Genomic DNA, 18023 nt, shown 5'->3' with positions numbered 1-18023 from the left:
AATAAGTGTATCAAGAATAAGGATGTGATTTTATGTTTCATGAATATGAAAAAATTCTCGTTCCAATTGATGGTTCAAAAGAAGCAAAGTTAGCCTTTGACAAAGCCATTGAAGTTGCCAAACGAAATCATGCGAAGCTTCTATTATCACATGTCATCGATACTCGTTCTCTTCAAACACCTACTGGATTTGAAGGAAATTTTTCAGATGAAATTCGTAAACAAGCTGAAAACTTATTTGCTGAATATGTTGATTATGCTAAATCTCATAACTTTACTGATGTTGAAACCGTACTTGAATATGGTTCTCCTAAAGTGGTCATTTCTAAACAACTGACAAAAGATTACGATATAGACCTTATCATGATGGGAGCTACCGGCTTAAATGCTGTAGAACGTCTCTTCATTGGTTCAGTTTCTGAATACGTGATTCGGAATGCCTCTTGTGACGTTTTAGTCGTGAGAACCGACTTAGAAAACAAACGTCCATAATCATTTGATTAAAAAATAAGCACAGGTGAAATCCTGTGCTTTCTTTTTTTATTGATTTTTTGTATCGAGTAAAATCGTTACTGGTCCATCATTCACAAGACTGACTTGCATATCCGCCCCAAACTCTCCAGTTTCAACAGTTAAGCCATACTCTTTGCGAAGTATATCATTGAATTCTTCATAAAGTTGGTTCGCTACTTCAGGACTGGCAGCCCCTGTAAAAGAAGGTCTATTCCCTTTTTTCGTATCCGCAAACAGTGTAAACTGCGAAACAGATAAAATCTTTCCGCCAACTTGTTCAATCGACAGATTCATCTTTCCATTTTCATCACTGAAGATACGCATGCTTGCAATCTTTCTAGCTAAATAGGAAGCATCATCCCTATTATCATCAGCACCTACACCAACTAATAAGAGGAACCCTTGATTGATTTCACCGACAATAGCTCCTTCAATCGATACACTTGCGGACTTCACTCGCTGTAATACTATTCTCATGAACTCCTCCTATGAAATCACACGACGTACACTGTATACATCTGGAATTTGCTTAATCTTATCCACAATAAAGTCTAATTGTTGCGTATTCATAATTCCGATATTGACGGAGATGGTCGCCATCTTATTCGCATCAACTTTCCCATTTACTGAATTTAACGATTTCGTCGTACTGTTGATAACATTCAAGACTTCATTCAACAATCCATTACGGTTATATCCTTCAACAACTAATTCTGTATCGTATTGTTGACCCGTGTTGGCAGCATCCTCCCAATCCACTTCGATTAAACGGTTTTGTTCGCTTTCAGGCAGTTGAACATTTGGACAGTCTTTTCTATGAACGGAAATACCGCGTCCTTTTGTAATATAACCAACAATGTCGTCCCCAGGAACTGGATTACAACAACGGCTTAAACGAATTAAAAGATTGTCTACTCCTTCAATAATCACGCCACCTTCGTGACGAATTTTCATCTTTTGACTTTCTTTCTTCTGTCCTTGAGTTGTTGTTTTCTCAAAAGCAGTTTCAACAACTTTTTGGTCCTCGATTTCTTTACGAGCTTTATCGGTCATCTTATTGGCAACTGTTTGATAAGAGACTTCTCCAAAGCCAATTGCTGCTAACAAATCTTCTTCCGTTCCAAAGTTGAAGCGAGAAGCAATGTCTTTCATGCCTTGTTTTGTCATAAAGTCTTTGAAGTTAAATCCAAGCTCAGTAATTTGTTTTTCAAGTAACTCTCGTCCTTTGATAATATTTTCATCACGATCTTGTAACTTAAAGAAACGTTTGATTTTATTTTTTGCACGAGTCGTATAAACAAGATTAATCCAGTCACGAGATGGTCCAAATGAATTAGCAGAAGTCAATACTTCAACAATATCCCCAGTCTTTAACTGGTAGTTCAATGGAACAATCTTATTATTGACTTTGGCCCCTACTGTTTTGTTACCAACCTCAGTGTGAATATTATAAGCAAAATCAAGTGGTCCAGAACCTAGAGGAAGCTCAGATACATCTCCTTTTGGCGTAAAGACGTAAACCTTATCTCCAAAGATGTCTCCCTTCACACTATTCATAAAGTCTTTTGCATCTTTAGTTTCATTTTGAAGTTCGATTAAGTCCTTAAACCAATCTAATTGTTTTTGCAATGGGTCGTTCGTAACTTTTTCTTTATTTCCTTCTTTATAAGCCCAGTGAGCTGCAACCCCGTACTCAGCTACTTGGTGCATTTCGAAGGTACGGATTTGAATTTCCACAGGTCTTCCACCAGGACCAATCACGGTTGTATGAATGGATTGATACATATTCGCTTTTGGAATCGCAATATAGTCTTTAAAACGACCTGGCATTGGTTTCCATTTCGTATGAATCGCTCCAAGTACTGCGTAGCAATCCTTAATACTATCCACTAAAACACGGATCGCAAGTAAATCGTAAATCTCGCTAAACTGTTTCTTTTGATCTTTCATTTTACGGTAAATGGAATAAATATGTTTTGGACGTCCGTAAATGACCGCTTCAATTTCCAAATCTTTAGTCGCTTCTTTAATATTTTCAATCGTCGTTTCAATGTACTCTTCACGTTCATCACGTTTTGAATTCATGAGATGAACAATACGATAATATTGTTGTGGGTTTAAATAACGAAGAGACGTATCTTCTAATTCCCACTTAATTTTGTTCATCCCTAGACGATGTGCTAACGGTGCATAAATTTCAAGCGTTTCTTCCGCAATCATTCTTTGTTTTTCAGGCTTATGAAATTTTAATGTACGAAGATTATGTAGTCTATCAGCTAGTTTTACCATAATTACACGCAAATCATTAGCCATCGCAAGAAGCATTTTACGGTGATTCTCCGCTTGTTGTTCTGCGTGAGATTTATATTTGATTTTTCCTAATTTTGTGACACCTTCTACAAGAAATGCTACATCTTTTCCAAACTCATACTCAATATCATCGATACTAAACCCTGTATCTTCAACGACATCATGAAGAAACCCTGTTGCAATAGTATCAGGATCCAGCTTTAATTCCGCAAGAATCCTAGCAACTTGGATAGGATGAACAATATACGCTTCACCTGATTTACGCACTTGTTCCTTATGAGCGAAGGTTGCGAAATAAATCGCTTTTTCTATAAATTGAATGTGCTTCTCATTCATGTACTCCTTACACATTGCAAGGACATCATCTGAGGTATAAGTCTTATTTTTAGACATTTGAATCTCCTTAAGCATTTCTTGATTGCATGTAGTAATTTATAGTACCGCTCTAAACGAATATCGTCAACTGAAGTTTATTGGAGTAATTCACATTGGTATGATAATGCACTTAAAGCATATAAAGGAGCCGTTTCTGCTCGTAAAATTCTTGGCCCTAATGAACAAGTATGAAACTCATTCATTTGTAATTTGGCTACTTCTTTTTCGTCAATGCCGCCTTCAGGACCAAAAACGAAAACAATCTTTTCTCCTTCTTTTAAAGCTTGTAAACTCTTTACAAGTTGAACCGTTTCGCCTTCTTTTGCAGCTTCTTCATAGGCAATTAATTTTGCTGATACGGTTTTGTGTATTCAATCAAACTGTCGATCGTCATTACTTCACTAACAAAGGGTACTTTTAATCGATGAGATTGTTCGCTTGCTTCTTCTGCTATCTTTTGTAGTCTTTCAGTTTTTTTGCTAGCTTTATCCTTGTTCCATTTCACAACATTTCTAGACATCTCAATAGGAATAATTTCATTAACTCCTAATTCCGTTGCTTTTTGAACAATCCAATCTAATTTGTCTCCTTTTGATAAACCGACTGCAATTGCGGTGAATACGGGAAGTTCTACCTTTTGATTTAAGGTCTTAATAACTCTTACTTCAAAAGGTTCTAAACAAACTAGTTCAACTATGGCTAAGGTACTATTCTCATCCACAACTTCAAACTGCTCTTCTACTTTCATTCTCATTACTTTTTTCAACTGATGAATCTGTTCTTTTGAAAACTCAAGTGAATGAGTCGTTTCGCTAACGATTCCTTTTACAAAATAACGTTGCATTTACTCAACATCCTTTTTCATAATAAAACAATTCCACTCTCTCATTATCATTCTTTCAACAAGAGTAAATCCAGCTTTTTCAAAAGCTTGCTTCACTTCATTTGCTTTTGACTCTATGATTCCAGATAAAATTAACCTTCCATCATCATTCAGATTTCGATAAGCATCTTCGGGCATTTGAAGTAAAATTTCAGCCAAAATATTCGCAACGATTAAGTCACTCTTCTGATCTACTCCAACAAGTAAATTATTTTCATAAACTTCGATTTCACCAATGGTAGGATTCAATGCAATGTTTTCTTTTGCAACTCGAGTAGCCATTTCATCAATATCAAATGCAGTCACCTTACTTGCACCTAATAGTTTAGAAGCAATACTTAAAACACCAGATCCTGTACCTACATCCAAAACACTCTCATTTCCTCGAATCGTTTGCTCTAAAGCTGTTAGGGACAATTGAGTCGTTGGATGTGTTCCTGTTCCAAATGCTAAACCAGGATCCAATTCGATTAATAACTCATCATCTTGTTCCTTTTCATAATCAACCCAACTAGGAACCACTGTTAAAAATCTCGTGACACGCACAGGAAAATAATATTGTTTCCATGCATTAGCCCAGTCTTCTTCTCCTACTTCCTTCACCTGAACGGATAGCGGTCCTGTTTGTAAGCCATAAACTTTTATTTCCTCTAGTTTTTCATGAAGAAGGACATCTGAATCCTTTGACCACTGTGAAGGTTGAAAATATCCTTTAACGATTACTGTATCTGTTTCGTAAAGATCTTTTTGTTGAACTTTTAACCATTCAAGTTGTTCATCCGTTAATTGATAATAGTCCTGTGGATCTTCAATAGAAACTCCTTTGGAACCTAATTCAATCAGAATAGAGCTTACTACTTCTACACTTTCTGAATGTGTATTTACCGATACTTCTAACCAATTCATGATAATCCTCTACTTTACAAGTTTATTTTTAAAAATTATATCAAATTTCATTAAAAATAACTAAAAATAACTCTGTCGTATTTGTATTTTTCTAGTGATTTTAGTATCATAAAGAAGATAAATTAAATTAATGATTATTATGATTGATTAAAAAAGGGGAAAGCAATTATGGCGCGTATTTCATTAAGTACAAAAGATATTTTACAAAAACAATTTAAACGCTCATTCAGAGGTTTTGATATTGAAGAAGTCGATGCATTTTTAGACTTAATTATTCGTGATTATGACACATTCCAAAAGGAAATCAGCTTTTTACAAGCAGAAAACGAACGTTTATTAACGAAAGTAGACGAATTATCTCGTCAAGCAACTGTATCAAAAGTAAATCGTACTTCTAATGTTTCTTCTTCAGGAGTGACTAACTTTGATATTTTAAAAAGACTTTCAAATCTAGAAAAACATGTTTTTGATTCGAAGTTAGAGGAAGGAAATGGTGCTCATTCTTCATTGGATTCAACAGAAGATGATGACGATTTTTATAAAACACGTGTAATTACACCATTACGTGACAACGATTATTAATCATAAATGTATCAATATTGATACATTTAACTAATTACTAAGTAAACTTTGAGTAATCGCGGCATTCAATGCTGAGGAAAGTCCATGCTCGCACAAGCTGAGATGCTTGTAGTGTTCGTGCTTAGCGAAACAATAAGCTAAGGCAACTTCATGTTGACGGCAGAAAAACGTGCTACGGCAATGCTATGCTCTAGTATTCTTGAAAGTGCCACAGTGACGAAGCAATTTTGGAAACGAAATTGGTGGAACGCGGTAAACCCCTCGAGCGAGCAACCCAAACTTATGGTAGGGGCACTCTTACTAGGAAATGAACGAAAAAAGAGACACATCATGTGTAGACAGATGATTACTGAAATTTAATAGATCCTGCTATTAAATGGAACAGAACATGGCTTATAGAAGTTTACTTCAGGATTTTATCAAATGGTAAGGAGTGAGGCCTTGTGTCCACTCCTCTTTTTACGAATAAAGGAGAAATCTATGACAAAATATAAATTAGTAGCAACTGCTGCTGCCGGTATCGAAGCTCTTGTGGGTAAAGAATTACGCAACTTGGGATACGAAGTTCAAGTCGAAAACGGAAAAGCCTTCTTTGAAGGTGACGACTACGATATCGCTCGTACAAATATTTGGCTTCGAACTGCAGACCGTATCAAAATCATTATGGGACAGTTCACTGCAAAAACTTTCGACTCGCTCTTTGAACAAACAAAAGCAATTCCTTGGGAGAAAATTCTTCCAGTCGATGCTGAATTCCCAGTTTCTGGTAAATCTGTGAAATCCACTCTTCACAGTGTTCCTAACTGCCAATCCATCGTTAAAAAAGCGATTGTCAATCGTTTAAGCGAGGCTTACCACCGTCGTACTCACTTACCCGAATCTGGTGCCCTCTATCCTATCGAAGTCGCAATTTTAAAAGATGTTGTGACTCTTACAATCGACACGAGCGGAACTAGTCTCTTCAAACGTGGTTACCGTACTGAAAAAGGTGGAGCACCGCTGAAAGAAAACATGGCTGCGGCTCTTGTGATGCTTACAAGCTGGTATCCTGATAAACCGTTCTACGACCCTACTTGTGGTTCTGGGACAATCCCAATTGAGGCAGCTCTGATTGGTAAGAATATCGCTCCTGGATTGAATCGTTCGTTTGCTGCTGAAAAATGGACTTTTTTTACTCCAGGCGTATTTGATAAAGTCAGAGAAGAAGCAAGAAAAGAAATCCGCACTGATATCCAACTCGATATTCTTGGTGCCGATATTGATGGCTCAATGATTGAGATTGCTAAACAAAATGCGATTAAAGCAGGAGTCGCGGACCAAATCGAATTCAAACAAATGCAGTTGAAGGACTTTCGCACAAAGAAAGAAAATGGAATTATCGTGGCAAACCCACCATACGGAGAACGTCTTCTTTCTGAAGAACAAGCTCAAGCCATCTATAAACAAATGGGTGAAACCTATGCACCACTGACAACTTGGAGTAAATATATTTTAACGAGTGACTTAACATTTGAAGATTACTATGGCCAAAAAGCGACAAAGAAACGCAAACTTTATAACGGCGCTATTCGTACTGACTACTTTCAATTCTGGGGTATTAGAAAACGTCGTATTCAAGAAGAACAATAAAGCAAAAAACGCAATGGACAAATGTCCATTGCGTTTTATTTTTACCTATTATTCATTCTTTCCGATGACTTCAAATGTCACATGATCAATTCCTAAATCACATTTCACTTGGTCGCCTGGAAGGATGCTTGCACGGATGATTTCTTTAGCAAGTGGCGTTTCAATTTCACGTTGAATATAACGAGAAATTGGACGAGCACCGTACACTGGATTATAAGCATTATCTGCAATCCAATCTTTCAATTTATCTGTGAAGCTTAGGACGATTTCTTGATCTTCTACACGTTTGGCTAATTGTTTCAACATCTTCGTAATGATTCCACGAATATTGTCTTTAGAAAGTGGTGTGAAGAAGATTGTTTCGTCGATACGGTTCAAGAACTCTGGTTTGAAGGTTGCTTTTAGGACACCCTCTACTGCTGTACGAGTTTCTTCATCGATTGTTTCACCTTGATTTTCAAGCAAGAATTGTGAACCGATATTACTTGTCATAATCATCACTGTATTCTTGAAGTCTACTACACGTCCTTTAGAATCGGTTAAGCGTCCATCGTCTAATACTTGTAATAAGATATTAAATACATCTGGATGCGCTTTTTCAATTTCATCTAAAAGAACAATTGTATAAGGATTGCGACGAACAGCTTCTGTCAATTGGCCTCCTTCTTCATATCCAACATATCCTGGAGGAGCTCCCACTAAACGAGACACTGAATGTTTTTCCATATATTCACTCATGTCGATACGAACCATATGGTCTTCTGAGTCGAATAAATCTTCTGCAAGAGCTTTAGCAAGTTCTGTCTTACCTACCCCTGTAGGTCCTAGGAACAAGAAGCTACCGATTGGACGGCTAGGATTTTGCAAGCCTGCGCGAGAACGAAGGACTGCTGAAGCTACTTTTTGTACAGCTTCATCTTGACCAATCACACGTTCATGAAGAATATCTTCTAAGTGAAGAAGTTTTTCACGTTCACCTTCCATTAATTTTGTTACAGGAATACCCGTCAAGCGACCCACTACTCGAGCAATTTCTTCAGACGTTACTGATTCTTGAACGAGACGTTGCGTGCTTTCAGCATTCGCTTTATTTTGTTCTTCTAATTCCTTCAATTCTTGTTCAAGAGCTGGAATACGTCCGTGACGAAGTTCGGCCGCTTTTTCAAGATTGTAATCAGCTTCTGCTTGTTCTAATTCACGTTTAACACGGTCGATTTCTTCACGTTTATTACGGATTTTATTGACTTCTTCTTTTTCGATTTCCCATTTCATTTTGAGGTTATTGGCTTTTTCACGTTGTTCTGCTAATTCCTCTTGTAAAATAGCAAGACGTTTTTGAGAAGCGTCATCTTTTTCCATTTTCAATGCTTGTTCTTCGATTTCAAGTTGCATCAAACGACGAGTGACTGCGTCAAGTTCAGTTGGCATTGAGTTCATTTCAACGCGGATTGTAGCACAGGCTTCGTCGACTAAGTCAATCGCTTTATCTGGCAAGAATCTGTCAGTAATATAACGGTTTGATAAAGTCGCAGCAGCCACTAACGCACTGTCGTGAATATTTACACTGTGGTGGATTTCGAAACGTTCTTTCAACCCACGAAGAATTGAAATAGTGTCTTCAACAGTTGGTTCTTGAACAAGTACTTTTTGGAAACGACGTTCTAACGCTTTGTCTTTTTCCATATTTTCACGGTATTCGTCAAGAGTTGTAGCACCAATACAATGTAGTTCACCACGAGCCAACATTGGTTTTAGTAAGTTACCAGCATCCATTGAGCCTTCTGTCTTACCAGCACCCACAATTGTATGAATTTCATCGATAAATAAGATGATGCGTCCTTCAGATTTTGTTACTTCTTTAAGAACAGCTTTCAAACGTTCTTCGAATTCACCACGGTATTTTGCCCCCGCGATTAAAGCACCCATATCTAATGAGTAGATTAATTTATCTTTTAAGTTTTCCGGTACGTCTTTTTTAACGATACGTTGAGCTAATCCCTCAACGATAGCCGTTTTACCTACACCAGGTTCCCCGATTAAGACAGGGTTGTTTTTTGTTTTACGAGATAAGATTCGAATTACATCTCGAATTTCTTCGTCACGTCCAATGACTGGATCTTGTTTACCAGATTGAACGGCTTCATTTAAATTACGTGCATATTTTGATAATGCTTCATATTGTTCTTCTTGATTTTGATTTGTCACACGTTCTCCCCCTCTTAGCTCTTCAATACGAGCTCTCAAATTTTCTTTGGTTATATGATGTTGTACTAAATAGCGTGTTAATGGATGATTTTGTAGTTCCATTAATGCAAGTACAACTACCTCTGTAGATAAGTAATCGTCTTTAAAGCTTTCTCTAATCTTTTCTGCTTCTGTAAAGAGTCGATATAAGTTTTGACTCATACTTTGACCGTATTGGACATTTTGCCCTTCCACTACAGAAATACGGTCTAATTCTTTATCAATTAATTCCTCAAATTCTTTGTCATTCACTTGTAAATCACTATATAAATTTCTAGCAAAGTGATTTGGTTCCATAAATACTTTCCATAAATGAGGAATATCTATTTCTTGATGTTTACGGACCATCGCAATTTGTTGCGCTTGGCCTAATGCTTGTTGCATTGTTGTTGTCATTTTTTCAATATTCATCTTCATTCCTCCTTTTGTGGTCTCTTGACCATGAATTAAGTATACACCTTTAGTCAGGAAAGGTCAATAGTTTTATTTGACTTTTTTTGACCTTAATAAAAATTTAAAAGCAGCCACTTGAGTAGCTGCTTTTACTATTACATTTCTATTCGAATAGCTCTTCTTATACAATAATATCCTGCTGCTAATTTTCCGTTTGGATCAACAAAAAGTGGCAGATTTACTGAATAGTAAGAAGAAAGAGGTAATAAATTTAACACAGGTGCTTTAAAGTTTTCTTCAAGCCAAGCCCCTTTGGTATATGGACGACCTTCTATAATTTCTGGTCCGAATTCAGCGTTTGCAATTTCTAAACCAAACATATTCTCTTGCCATAAAGGAGACTTGAACTCATCCTGCAACAGAGTTCTATGTAGTTGATTTCCCCATTTAAATAAACGTCTCGTTCCACTACCGCAACAATATTCCCATTCATCTTCATTTAAAAGTCCCATTCCGGATCTTTCTATCTCTTTGCGTCCTTCATCATAACTAACTGGATCTGCTACATAACACGCAAAAAGATCTGGATTTTGAATATCCTGTTGCATGAAGTACTGATCGACTCTTACTGCTCTTGGAAATTCTTGAAAAAGAGCTTCTAAAGAACTATCTGGAGTAATGGCCTCTTCTAAAATAGATAATGTTTCACTTGATACCATGTCTTCCCCATCTATCTGACCAGTGACCACAGAATAATGACCAATAAATTTTAAGCCAACGAAATTAGGCTTTTTTTCAACTAACATTGCTGGAATATCAACTTTTCTTAATTCAGATGTCATCAAATTAATGCCATCTTCAACAATTTGCGTAGTTAGCTTTTCAGAAGAAAGATCTTTCTCTTGAACATTTTGATTTAAAAACATAAACCCCGTTACGTGTTGGTTCAAATAACGTTTAAACGCATATCTTAGTTCTTGCCTCTCTTCACTACAGTCAAGACCTGAAAGTCCTGACAAACCGCTATCCCACCCAAGAACAACCTCTTTCTGACCAGGTACAAAAACAAAAACTCTACCATCAATCGTTACTTCAAACGTATCATTTGTAATACCAGCGTAATCATATTGTACAAACTTTAAATCTTCAATTGTTAGTATTGGGTTCACGAAAAAGCGTAGTATATTTCGAATTACTACTTCTTTTGATTCTCTACTTAAATTTTTCCAAGTAGGATTTAACACTCGCTCAAAAAAATCATTAGCCATACTTTCACCTCATCTTCATTATACGTTATTTCTTGCAAAAATCACTCTATTTTAACTTTCATTTATGCTATAATTGTGAAGAATCGAAAGGAAGTATTTCATGAATTTATTTATTTTTGGAAATCCGATGTCTGGCAGTTTTTCAGGCCAGCAACAAATCAATCATATTGTTGAAGTTTGTACAGAAAAAGGAATTCCCTTCAAGTTATTTCAAACTCAAAGAGCTGGAGAACTTCCCGAATTGATGGACAAACATCTACAGCAACGAAATCAACATACCGTAATCGTTATTGTTGGTGGTGATGGCACTCTCAATGAAGCTCTTCAATATTTAAAACAACAGAACATCTTTGTACCTCTTAGCTATTTACCGGCTGGAACTGGGAATGATTTTTCACGGGAAATGAATTTAACTCATCACGCGAGAAAGTTTATAGAAAACCTTTCAAAGAATCATATTATTGACTTAGAGTTTCTTACTTATTCAGAAGAAAACTCACAAACAACTGGTATCATTTTAAATTCGATGGGATTTGGGATTGATGCTGCTATTTGTGAAATAAACCAAAAACAAAGGCAAGCACTCCTTCAAGCTAAAGGAATTAAAAAAGCTTCTTACTTAACACCTATTATTAAGGCTTTTAAAGAACGCAAAGAGTTTGACGCCCTAATCACTCTTGATGACAAAGAAAGTTTTACTTCTACAAAAAATCTTCTACTTGGAGCTTTTAATCACGCCTACTTTGGAGGTGGGATTCGCTTTGTACCTTCTGCAACACAAGGAAGTCATCATTTTCAAATTGCAATTGCAAGAAAAGTTTCTCTTTTTACAGTTCTAAAAGCTTTTCCGTTTATTTTAACAAATGGGACTCATTTCAAACTGTTTCCCAAAAATTTAAAAGAATACTCATGTACAAAAGCCAATATAAAAATTAATGAACCTATAAAAGCTCAAAAAGATGGAGAATTTGTAACATATCCAACGGTGAATTTGAATCTTTCCATGGATCATTATCCTTTTCTACTTACAAATGAAATTTAAAAAGGCGAATGCTAAAGCATTCGCCTTTTTATTACTTTTTAAATAGTTTTTTCAAACTAAATAATGGTTCAGTTTTAACGATTTTATCATTTCCAATAAAATCTCTCATCATTTTAAGAGTTCGTCCAGCATCTGAAGAAATAAACTGAAATGTTCCAGCTTGTTTCGTATCAATATAGTATGCTCTAATAAAACGTCCTTTAAACATGACATGAGCCCTAACCAATTTAATTTCTTCCCATGGAATTTGAAGATAGCTTTCCGGGTTCTGATGATTATAGAATTCAAATGCGCGATCTCCAATAAGGATATCACCATTTTTAAATCCTAGTCCTCCATTAAAAAGGTTTGCTTTTGTTTTATAAATCGCTTTTGTATTTAATGAAACAGCCATAGTCTATCTCCAATCAAGTAGGATTAAGGAGCCATTACTCCTGTTAAACCAGCTAAAATACCTAAGACAAATAGCCCGAAGATAATGTAAATTGGTTTTACATTTTTCTTCAATAACCACATAACAAAGAATGTTAATAGTAAAGCAGCCAATCCTGGGATCAATTTATTCAAGTTGTCTTGAAGAGTAGTTACCACTTCAGGCGATAATTTTTTACCATCTAATAATTTAGCAACAATCTCTTGAAGTTGTCCACCAGTCACAACATCATCTTTTCCAGGTGTTTGAATATATTGATCAGCCGTCAATTGTACTTTTGTTAAGACAAGTGGGAATTTCATACTTGTCCAACGTTGTACTAAAATCCCCATTACAAACATCCCTACAATTGATGAAACTTTTGTAATAGATTGTAAAATACCACCAGATAAGTCTTTAGTAATCTCAGAACCTTGGCGATATCCTAACTCTTGTGTATACCACATAAAACCGATACGAATTAAGTTCCAAACAATAAAGAAGAATAATGGTCCAATGATTGAACCCGTTGCTGCTAACCCAGCGGCAATCGCACCTAAAATAGGACGAGCAGTAAACCAGAATACAGGGTCACCGATACCAGCTAGTGGTCCCATCATACCAACTTTAACCCCTTGAATTGTTGCGTCATCAATTGGCGCACCATTTGCACGGTCTTCTTCTAAAGCTAAAGTTACCCCAAGAATCGGTGAAGCAATATATGGATGTGTATTAAAGAATTCTAAGTGACGTTTTAACGCTGCTTTTGAATCTTCTGGATTTGGGTATAATTTTTTCAATGCAGGAATTAGGGAGAATGCCCATCCTCCATTTTGCATACGTTCATAGTTCCAAGAACCTTGTAAGAATTGTGAACGTAACATAACTTTTAAGCGGTCTTGTTTCGTTAAAGATACTTTTTTCTCTGTCATCTCATTCACACTCCTTAGTAGTCATTTAAAATGTCACCTAGTGGGTCTCCAGAACCTGAACGTCCACCAGTTGAACCATTTCCGCTGTTATTAGATAAGTTTAAGTAAATTAACGCTAAACTTAAAGCGATAACACCAGTTGCAATCAATGTTAACTCGTTTAAAGGAGCGATTGCGAAACCGATGAAGAAGAATGGCCAAGTTTCTTTAGAAGCCATTAAGTTAATAACCATTGCTAGCCCCACTGCAACTACCATGTTACCACCAATTGTCATACCATTAGCAAACCAATCAGGAATTGATTTTAAGTAACCTTGAACAACATCTGAAGGTAAGAATAAAAGTAATCCAGCTGGAATCATAATACGTAACCCTTGGCAACATAATGCAACATAATGCCAGAATGAAACTCCTTTGAAGTCTCCTTTTTCAGCCGCTGCATCCGCTCTATGGACTAATGCAACTGATAATGTACGTACCACCATTGTTAAAACTAAACCAACTGTCCCTAAAGTAACAGCAGTAGCAATAGCAAGGTTACGTCCACCTTCTGAAAAATCATTCCCTTTAATAAAAATAATAGCTGAAGCTACAGACGCTAAAGCAGCATCTGGTGCCACCGCAGCACCTACGTTTGCCCAAGCAAGCGCAATAATTTGTAAAGAACCACCAAGGATAATTCCCTCAGTTAAATGTCCTGTCGCAAGCCCAACTAATGTACAAGCAATAATTGGTTGGTGGAATTGAAACTCATCTAAAATCCCTTCCAAACCAGCTAAGAATGCGACAATTAGGACTAAAATAATTTGAAATACATTAAAATCCATAATAATCTCCTATCTCTCTATTATAGTTTCAAGCCTTCGTTAGACTTTGCTTCAATCAATTTAAAGATGTCGGCAGGAGAATCCGAAACAACTTTTCGAACATCCATTTTAACACCTAAGTCACGTAATTTTTTATAAGTTTCCACATCATCTTGGTCTAATGATAATGCATTACTTACTTGAACTTTACCTACAGAGTGTGCCATTGATCCAATATTTAATTCATCAATATGAACACCTTTTTCAATAACTTCTAAAGCCTCTTGCGGTGTTTCGAATAATAATAATGCCTTTGTATCCCCAAAACGTGGATCGTTATAAACTTCAACTAGTTTATTTAGTGGAATCACATGAGCACGAACTCCAGTAGGTGCTGCTTGTTCAATTAATTTCTTACGTAAGTCATCTTTTGCAACTTTATCAGAAACTACGATAATGCGGTTTGGATTTGTTGCTTTCGTCCAGCTTGTAGCTACTTGTCCATGTAACAAACGAGTATCGATACGAGCAAGAACGAATTTGATTTTCCCATCTCCAATAACTGTTCCTTCTGGAATGGCTCCGTTAGTAACAGGTGCTGAAGGTGCAGATTTTTCCTCTTTCTTCTCTTCTGGTTGAAGAGCTTCTGGACGAATCTTAACTCCTTCAATCGCAGTTGGTGCAATTGCCTTTGCGATTTTATGAGAAGTATTCATTGAAAAACGACTAGCGTACGATTCAATAAGCATTGGTAAGCTTAAACCAGCAACAATTGCACGATGTTCAGGATCTTCTTCGAACAAAATATTTGCTTGGTTAAATGGGCTTCCTCCCCATAAATCTACTAAAAATAGAATTTCTTCTGTCTCTAGTTTATCAACAGCCTCACGCAGTTTACGTTGTAAGTCTTCAGGGCCTTCACTAGGCATAAATGTAACTGATTCAACTTTTTCTTGGTTTCCAAAAATCATAGAACCAGATTGTTTTATCCCGTCAGCGAATTCACCATGACTTGCAATGACAATCCCTACCATAAAGCTACCTCCTTTATATAAATTTAATCATTTTATTGATTTAATTTATAATAACACAACACTGGGAATTTTTCACTAAAATCAACCGTTAATATACGCTGAATTGAGTGCTTTTTGAGCAATAAAAAAAGATAAAAAACCAGTCAAAAATGACTGGTTTTTTATAACATAAATTAATAGTTAGGACGAGCGTACCCAATGATATAGTATGCGGATAAGCGATGAGTGTGGCGCACTACTTTTGACTCATCAACATTCAAATGTTCCGTGGTATTTCCTTCAATAGTTACGATTTTCCCATCTTCTACTTTTTCAACAATTGCAATATGATCTGCAAGACCATCACCATTCCAGTCAAAAGTTACAATATCTCCAGCTCTTGGTGTTGATTTGCCAATCCAAATTCTCTTATTTTTGAAAATATTTATGTGATAAGGAACATACGCTTCTTTATCAATAAGGTCAATCATTCCCGCAATTTGGTACATAGATGAAACAAAAACATCGCACCAATCATCCCAGCTTTGTACTTTATATCCACTATAACTACTTGGTCCAGAATTATATTGATTCACCAAATATTGGTGAAGAGGATCATACTGTTCTACTCCAATAAAGCCTCGAGCTAAATCCAGTAAGATTTCTTTACGATTTTTAGCTTCGCTAATGTTGGAAACCCAAGCACCATCAGAACCTACATAATATTTAAAATTATCTACCCATTTATTGGTTGCCATCTTTCCATCATCTAAAAGATAATAACTTCCGACCCATTTGTTTCGGGAAGGAATACCATTTGAAAAATGATACCAATCACCGGAAGAGTTTTGTTTCCATCCATCTTTCCCTTTTTGGGCTTCTGGAATCCATTTTCCATCCTCATTGACATAGTATCGATTTTGATCGACCCATTGATTAACGAGCATCTCTCCCGTTTCACCCAAGTAATAATCACCTCTCCAAGCATTTTTAACTAGAGATTCTTTTCCTTCGTAAAAGTACCAATAACCATTCTCTTTTACCCATCCAGATTTCATCTTCTTATCTCTAATCCAAGCACCATTATCACCAACAAAATAACGATAATCATCTACCCATTTGTTCGTTGCCATTGTGCCATCTTCTTGTAGAAAGTAATTTCCTTTCCATACATTTCTTACTGGTAATCCATTTTCATAGAAATACCAAATAGAATCTAATCTAATCCAATTTTCTTTTTGCTTTTCTGGAATCCAAACACCATCTTTATCGACGTAATATTGGTAATTATCAACCCAATTATCAACACTCATTTTCCCATCAGATCCTAAATAATAATAAGAATCGACCCATTTGTTTCGAGTAAGATTTTCTTGTACGTCATAATAGTACCAAAAACCATCTTCCTTTTTCCAACCGGTTTTTTTGATTTTTCCTGGTATCCATTTTCCTGAAGAATCAACATAATAGCGATAATCATCTACCCACTTATTTGTCGCCATTTGACCATTATGTTCTAAATAATAGTCCCCAATCCATTTAGAAGTCTCTAGAACACCATTTTGATTATAATAGTACCAAATCCCATTTGAATCCTTCATCCATCCGGTGCGTTTCACTTCTTTTTCTTTATTAGGAGCCTCTTCTTTCTTTTTCAATACCGTTTCTTTTGTAGTGACTTCATCTTTTTCAGGCTTTGCAACGGTAGTAGTTTCTTCAGTAACATTTTTATTCACTGTTGATTCTGTTTGATTTTCATTTGCTAAAACCGCTTGTCCATTCATAAAAAGTAAACCTATAAAAATTCCCAAAGCTTTCTTAATTTTCATACTCCCCATCCTTTTAATGCAAAAATTTATTTCCACTGTCGTCAAAGTAGAAAGTAAATCCTTCTCCAATGACCTGATTTACATCTGTAATAATAACAAAGGCGTTCGGATCTATTTCATGAATGATGCGTTGAATTGGCATTAATTGTTGACGATTCACTACAACATAAAGAACTTGTCTTTTATCTTTTGAGTAAAATCCATGCCCATCAAGAACCGTGATTCCTCTGTCTAATTGCTCTTGAATTGTTTGACCAATTAGTTCGTACTGATTTGAAATAATCATTATTGCTTTTCGTGGGTTAAATCCTTCAAGTATAAAATTAATAACCTTACTTGCAATAAATAGCATCATTAACGTTAAAACAGCTTTCTCAAATCCTATTACAAAAGCTAAAGGAGTAACGACAATAGTATCAATTACCAATAATGAAGATGAAACTGGCCATCCAAGATATTTATTCATCATCATTGCAATAATATCTGTTCCAGCAGTTGTGCCTTTTCCTAAAATAACAAGTCCCAAAGCAATACCAACAAATACACCAGCAGCAGCCGAGGCTACTACTAGATTCTCAGGTACAAATACTGGCCATTCTTGAGTGTATTTTAGAAACATCGGCAATTCAAATACAGCAAGAACTGTATAAATCATTGTTTTCTTCTCTAAGTAACGATAACCGACGATTAATAAAAAAACATTTAAAACTAGACTTGATAATGCAGGATCAATATTTAGCGTATAGAACATAAGAAGTGTTACTCCCGTAAGGCCACCTTCACCAAAATGATTAGCTATTACTACAGCGTTAATAGTGTATGAAAATAAAAAACAGCCTAAAGTTACGAGCATAAACGATTTTAAAATATCTTTTTTAGAAATAGCT

General features: G+C 36.0%; 17 protein-coding genes and 1 other RNA gene. 5 read left to right on the top strand and 13 right to left on the bottom strand.

Translation table 11 applies throughout. The features are described from left to right. Positions 1-32: 32 nt before the first annotated feature. Complete coding sequence (locus tag ADH99_RS06010) at positions 33-491, top strand: universal stress protein (protein ID WP_049555549.1); 459 nt, start codon at positions 33-35, stop codon at positions 489-491. A 48-nt stretch (positions 492-539) separates the two neighbouring features. On the opposite strand, the gene dtd is transcribed toward ADH99_RS06010, so the two are convergent. The 5 genes from dtd to prmA form a co-directional block, all read right to left on the bottom strand. Beyond that, positions 540-989, bottom strand: a complete 450-nt coding sequence (gene dtd / locus ADH99_RS06005) for a D-aminoacyl-tRNA deacylase (RefSeq protein WP_049555550.1) — start codon at positions 987-989, stop codon at positions 540-542. A gap of 9 nt (positions 990-998) precedes the next feature. Beyond that, the gene (locus ADH99_RS06000) at positions 999-3215 is read right to left on the bottom strand and encodes a RelA/SpoT family protein (protein WP_049555551.1); all 2217 of its coding nucleotides are present in this window, start codon (positions 3213-3215) and stop codon (positions 999-1001) included. Positions 3216-3292: 77 nt separating this feature from the next. After that, complete coding sequence (locus tag ADH99_RS10665; protein WP_275452443.1) at positions 3293-3541, bottom strand: RsmE family RNA methyltransferase; 249 nt, start codon at positions 3539-3541, stop codon at positions 3293-3295. Continuing rightward, positions 3541-4041, bottom strand: a complete 501-nt coding sequence (locus ADH99_RS10660) for an RsmE family RNA methyltransferase (protein ID WP_049555552.1) — start codon at positions 4039-4041, stop codon at positions 3541-3543. Before ADH99_RS10660 ends, ADH99_RS10665 begins: the two co-directional genes overlap by 1 nt. Beyond that, on the bottom strand, positions 4042-4986 hold the full coding sequence (gene prmA / locus ADH99_RS05990) for a 50S ribosomal protein L11 methyltransferase (protein ID WP_049555553.1): 945 nt from the start codon (positions 4984-4986) through the stop codon (positions 4042-4044). A gap of 168 nt (positions 4987-5154) precedes the next feature. Between prmA and gpsB the strand changes: the two genes are divergently transcribed. The 3 genes from gpsB to ADH99_RS05980 all read left to right on the top strand — a co-directional run bounded on the left by gpsB (position 5155) and on the right by ADH99_RS05980 (position 7197). Continuing rightward, complete coding sequence (gpsB, locus tag ADH99_RS05985; RefSeq protein ID WP_005605364.1) at positions 5155-5568, top strand: cell division regulator GpsB; 414 nt, start codon at positions 5155-5157, stop codon at positions 5566-5568. Positions 5569-5612: 44 nt separating this feature from the next. Continuing rightward, positions 5613-5969: RNase P RNA component class B (rnpB, locus tag ADH99_RS10175), an RNA gene on the top strand. A 79-nt stretch (positions 5970-6048) separates the two neighbouring features. Then, a complete protein-coding gene (locus ADH99_RS05980) occupies positions 6049-7197 on the top strand; it encodes a THUMP domain-containing class I SAM-dependent RNA methyltransferase (RefSeq protein ID WP_049555554.1) in 1149 nt (382 codons plus the stop codon). A 48-nt stretch (positions 7198-7245) separates the two neighbouring features. Here the strand turns inward: ADH99_RS05980 and clpB are convergent, their stop codons facing one another. Both clpB and ADH99_RS05970 read right to left on the bottom strand, forming a co-directional pair. Next, positions 7246-9852: an ATP-dependent chaperone ClpB gene (clpB, locus tag ADH99_RS05975; RefSeq protein ID WP_049555555.1), complete on the bottom strand. Its 2607-nt coding sequence runs from the start codon at positions 9850-9852 to the stop codon at positions 7246-7248. Positions 9853-9989: 137 nt separating this feature from the next. Further along, complete coding sequence (locus ADH99_RS05970) at positions 9990-11102, bottom strand: hypothetical protein (RefSeq protein WP_049555556.1); 1113 nt, start codon at positions 11100-11102, stop codon at positions 9990-9992. Between the two features lie 100 nt (positions 11103-11202). On the opposite strand from ADH99_RS05970, the gene ADH99_RS05965 reads away from it, so the two are divergent. After that, entirely contained in the window at positions 11203-12144 is a 942-nt protein-coding gene (locus ADH99_RS05965) for a diacylglycerol/lipid kinase family protein (RefSeq protein ID WP_049555557.1), read from the top strand. Positions 12145-12175: 31 nt separating this feature from the next. Here ADH99_RS05965 and ADH99_RS05960 read toward each other — a convergent pair whose 3' ends face one another. The 6 genes from ADH99_RS05960 to ADH99_RS05935 all read right to left on the bottom strand — a co-directional run bounded on the left by ADH99_RS05960 (position 12176) and on the right by ADH99_RS05935 (position 17989). Beyond that, positions 12176-12538, bottom strand: coding sequence for a DUF956 family protein (locus tag ADH99_RS05960; RefSeq protein WP_049555558.1), 363 nt, complete (start codon positions 12536-12538; stop codon positions 12176-12178). A 23-nt stretch (positions 12539-12561) separates the two neighbouring features. Next, the gene (locus ADH99_RS05955) at positions 12562-13488 is read right to left on the bottom strand and encodes a PTS system mannose/fructose/sorbose family transporter subunit IID (protein WP_049555559.1); all 927 of its coding nucleotides are present in this window, start codon (positions 13486-13488) and stop codon (positions 12562-12564) included. 14 nt (positions 13489-13502) lie between these two features. Next, on the bottom strand, positions 13503-14315 hold the full coding sequence (locus ADH99_RS05950) for a PTS mannose/fructose/sorbose transporter subunit IIC (protein WP_005605354.1): 813 nt from the start codon (positions 14313-14315) through the stop codon (positions 13503-13505). Between the two features lie 20 nt (positions 14316-14335). After that, a complete protein-coding gene (locus ADH99_RS05945; protein ID WP_049555560.1) occupies positions 14336-15328 on the bottom strand; it encodes a mannose/fructose/sorbose PTS transporter subunit IIA in 993 nt (330 codons plus the stop codon). Between the two features lie 173 nt (positions 15329-15501). Next, positions 15502-17136, bottom strand: a complete 1635-nt coding sequence (locus ADH99_RS05940; protein ID WP_049555561.1) for a CHAP domain-containing protein — start codon at positions 17134-17136, stop codon at positions 15502-15504. A gap of 13 nt (positions 17137-17149) precedes the next feature. Further along, positions 17150-17989, bottom strand: coding sequence for a YitT family protein (locus ADH99_RS05935; protein WP_049555622.1), 840 nt, complete (start codon positions 17987-17989; stop codon positions 17150-17152). Between the last annotated feature and the right edge of the window lie 34 nt (positions 17990-18023).

This window comes from Granulicatella sp. 572.rep1_STHE, from assembly GCF_001073445.1.
Taxonomy (GTDB): Bacteria; Bacillota; Bacilli; order Lactobacillales; family Aerococcaceae; genus Granulicatella; species Granulicatella adiacens.
Note: the sequence above shows the minus strand (reverse complement) of the source record. Positions and strands in the feature narration are given on the sequence as shown.

Excerpts from the sequence above, each read along its gene's own strand:
- ADH99_RS05965 (WP_049555557.1), top strand. The coding sequence starts at position 11,203 with ATGAATTTATTTATTTTTGGAAATCCGATGTCTGGCAGTTTTTCAGGC.
- ADH99_RS05970 (WP_049555556.1), bottom strand. The coding sequence starts at position 11,102 with ATGGCTAATGATTTTTTTGAGCGAGTGTTAAATCCTACTTGGAAAAAT.
- ADH99_RS06000 (WP_049555551.1), bottom strand. The coding sequence starts at position 3,215 with ATGTCTAAAAATAAGACTTATACCTCAGATGATGTCCTTGCAATGTGT.
- ADH99_RS06010 (WP_049555549.1), top strand. The coding sequence starts at position 33 with ATGTTTCATGAATATGAAAAAATTCTCGTTCCAATTGATGGTTCAAAA.
- clpB (WP_049555555.1), bottom strand. The coding sequence starts at position 9,852 with ATGAATATTGAAAAAATGACAACAACAATGCAACAAGCATTAGGCCAA.
- ADH99_RS05935 (WP_049555622.1), bottom strand. The coding sequence starts at position 17,989 with ATGCTCGTAACTTTAGGCTGTTTTTTATTTTCATACACTATTAACGCT.
- prmA (WP_049555553.1), bottom strand. The coding sequence starts at position 4,986 with ATGAATTGGTTAGAAGTATCGGTAAATACACATTCAGAAAGTGTAGAA.
- gpsB (WP_005605364.1), top strand. The coding sequence starts at position 5,155 with ATGGCGCGTATTTCATTAAGTACAAAAGATATTTTACAAAAACAATTT.
- ADH99_RS05955 (WP_049555559.1), bottom strand. The coding sequence starts at position 13,488 with ATGACAGAGAAAAAAGTATCTTTAACGAAACAAGACCGCTTAAAAGTT.
- ADH99_RS05980 (WP_049555554.1), top strand. The coding sequence starts at position 6,049 with ATGACAAAATATAAATTAGTAGCAACTGCTGCTGCCGGTATCGAAGCT.
- dtd (WP_049555550.1), bottom strand. The coding sequence starts at position 989 with ATGAGAATAGTATTACAGCGAGTGAAGTCCGCAAGTGTATCGATTGAA.
- ADH99_RS10660 (WP_049555552.1), bottom strand. The coding sequence starts at position 4,041 with ATGCAACGTTATTTTGTAAAAGGAATCGTTAGCGAAACGACTCATTCA.
- ADH99_RS05960 (WP_049555558.1), bottom strand. The coding sequence starts at position 12,538 with ATGGCTGTTTCATTAAATACAAAAGCGATTTATAAAACAAAAGCAAAC.
- ADH99_RS05940 (WP_049555561.1), bottom strand. The coding sequence starts at position 17,136 with ATGAAAATTAAGAAAGCTTTGGGAATTTTTATAGGTTTACTTTTTATG.
- ADH99_RS05945 (WP_049555560.1), bottom strand. The coding sequence starts at position 15,328 with ATGGTAGGGATTGTCATTGCAAGTCATGGTGAATTCGCTGACGGGATA.
- ADH99_RS05950 (WP_005605354.1), bottom strand. The coding sequence starts at position 14,315 with ATGGATTTTAATGTATTTCAAATTATTTTAGTCCTAATTGTCGCATTC.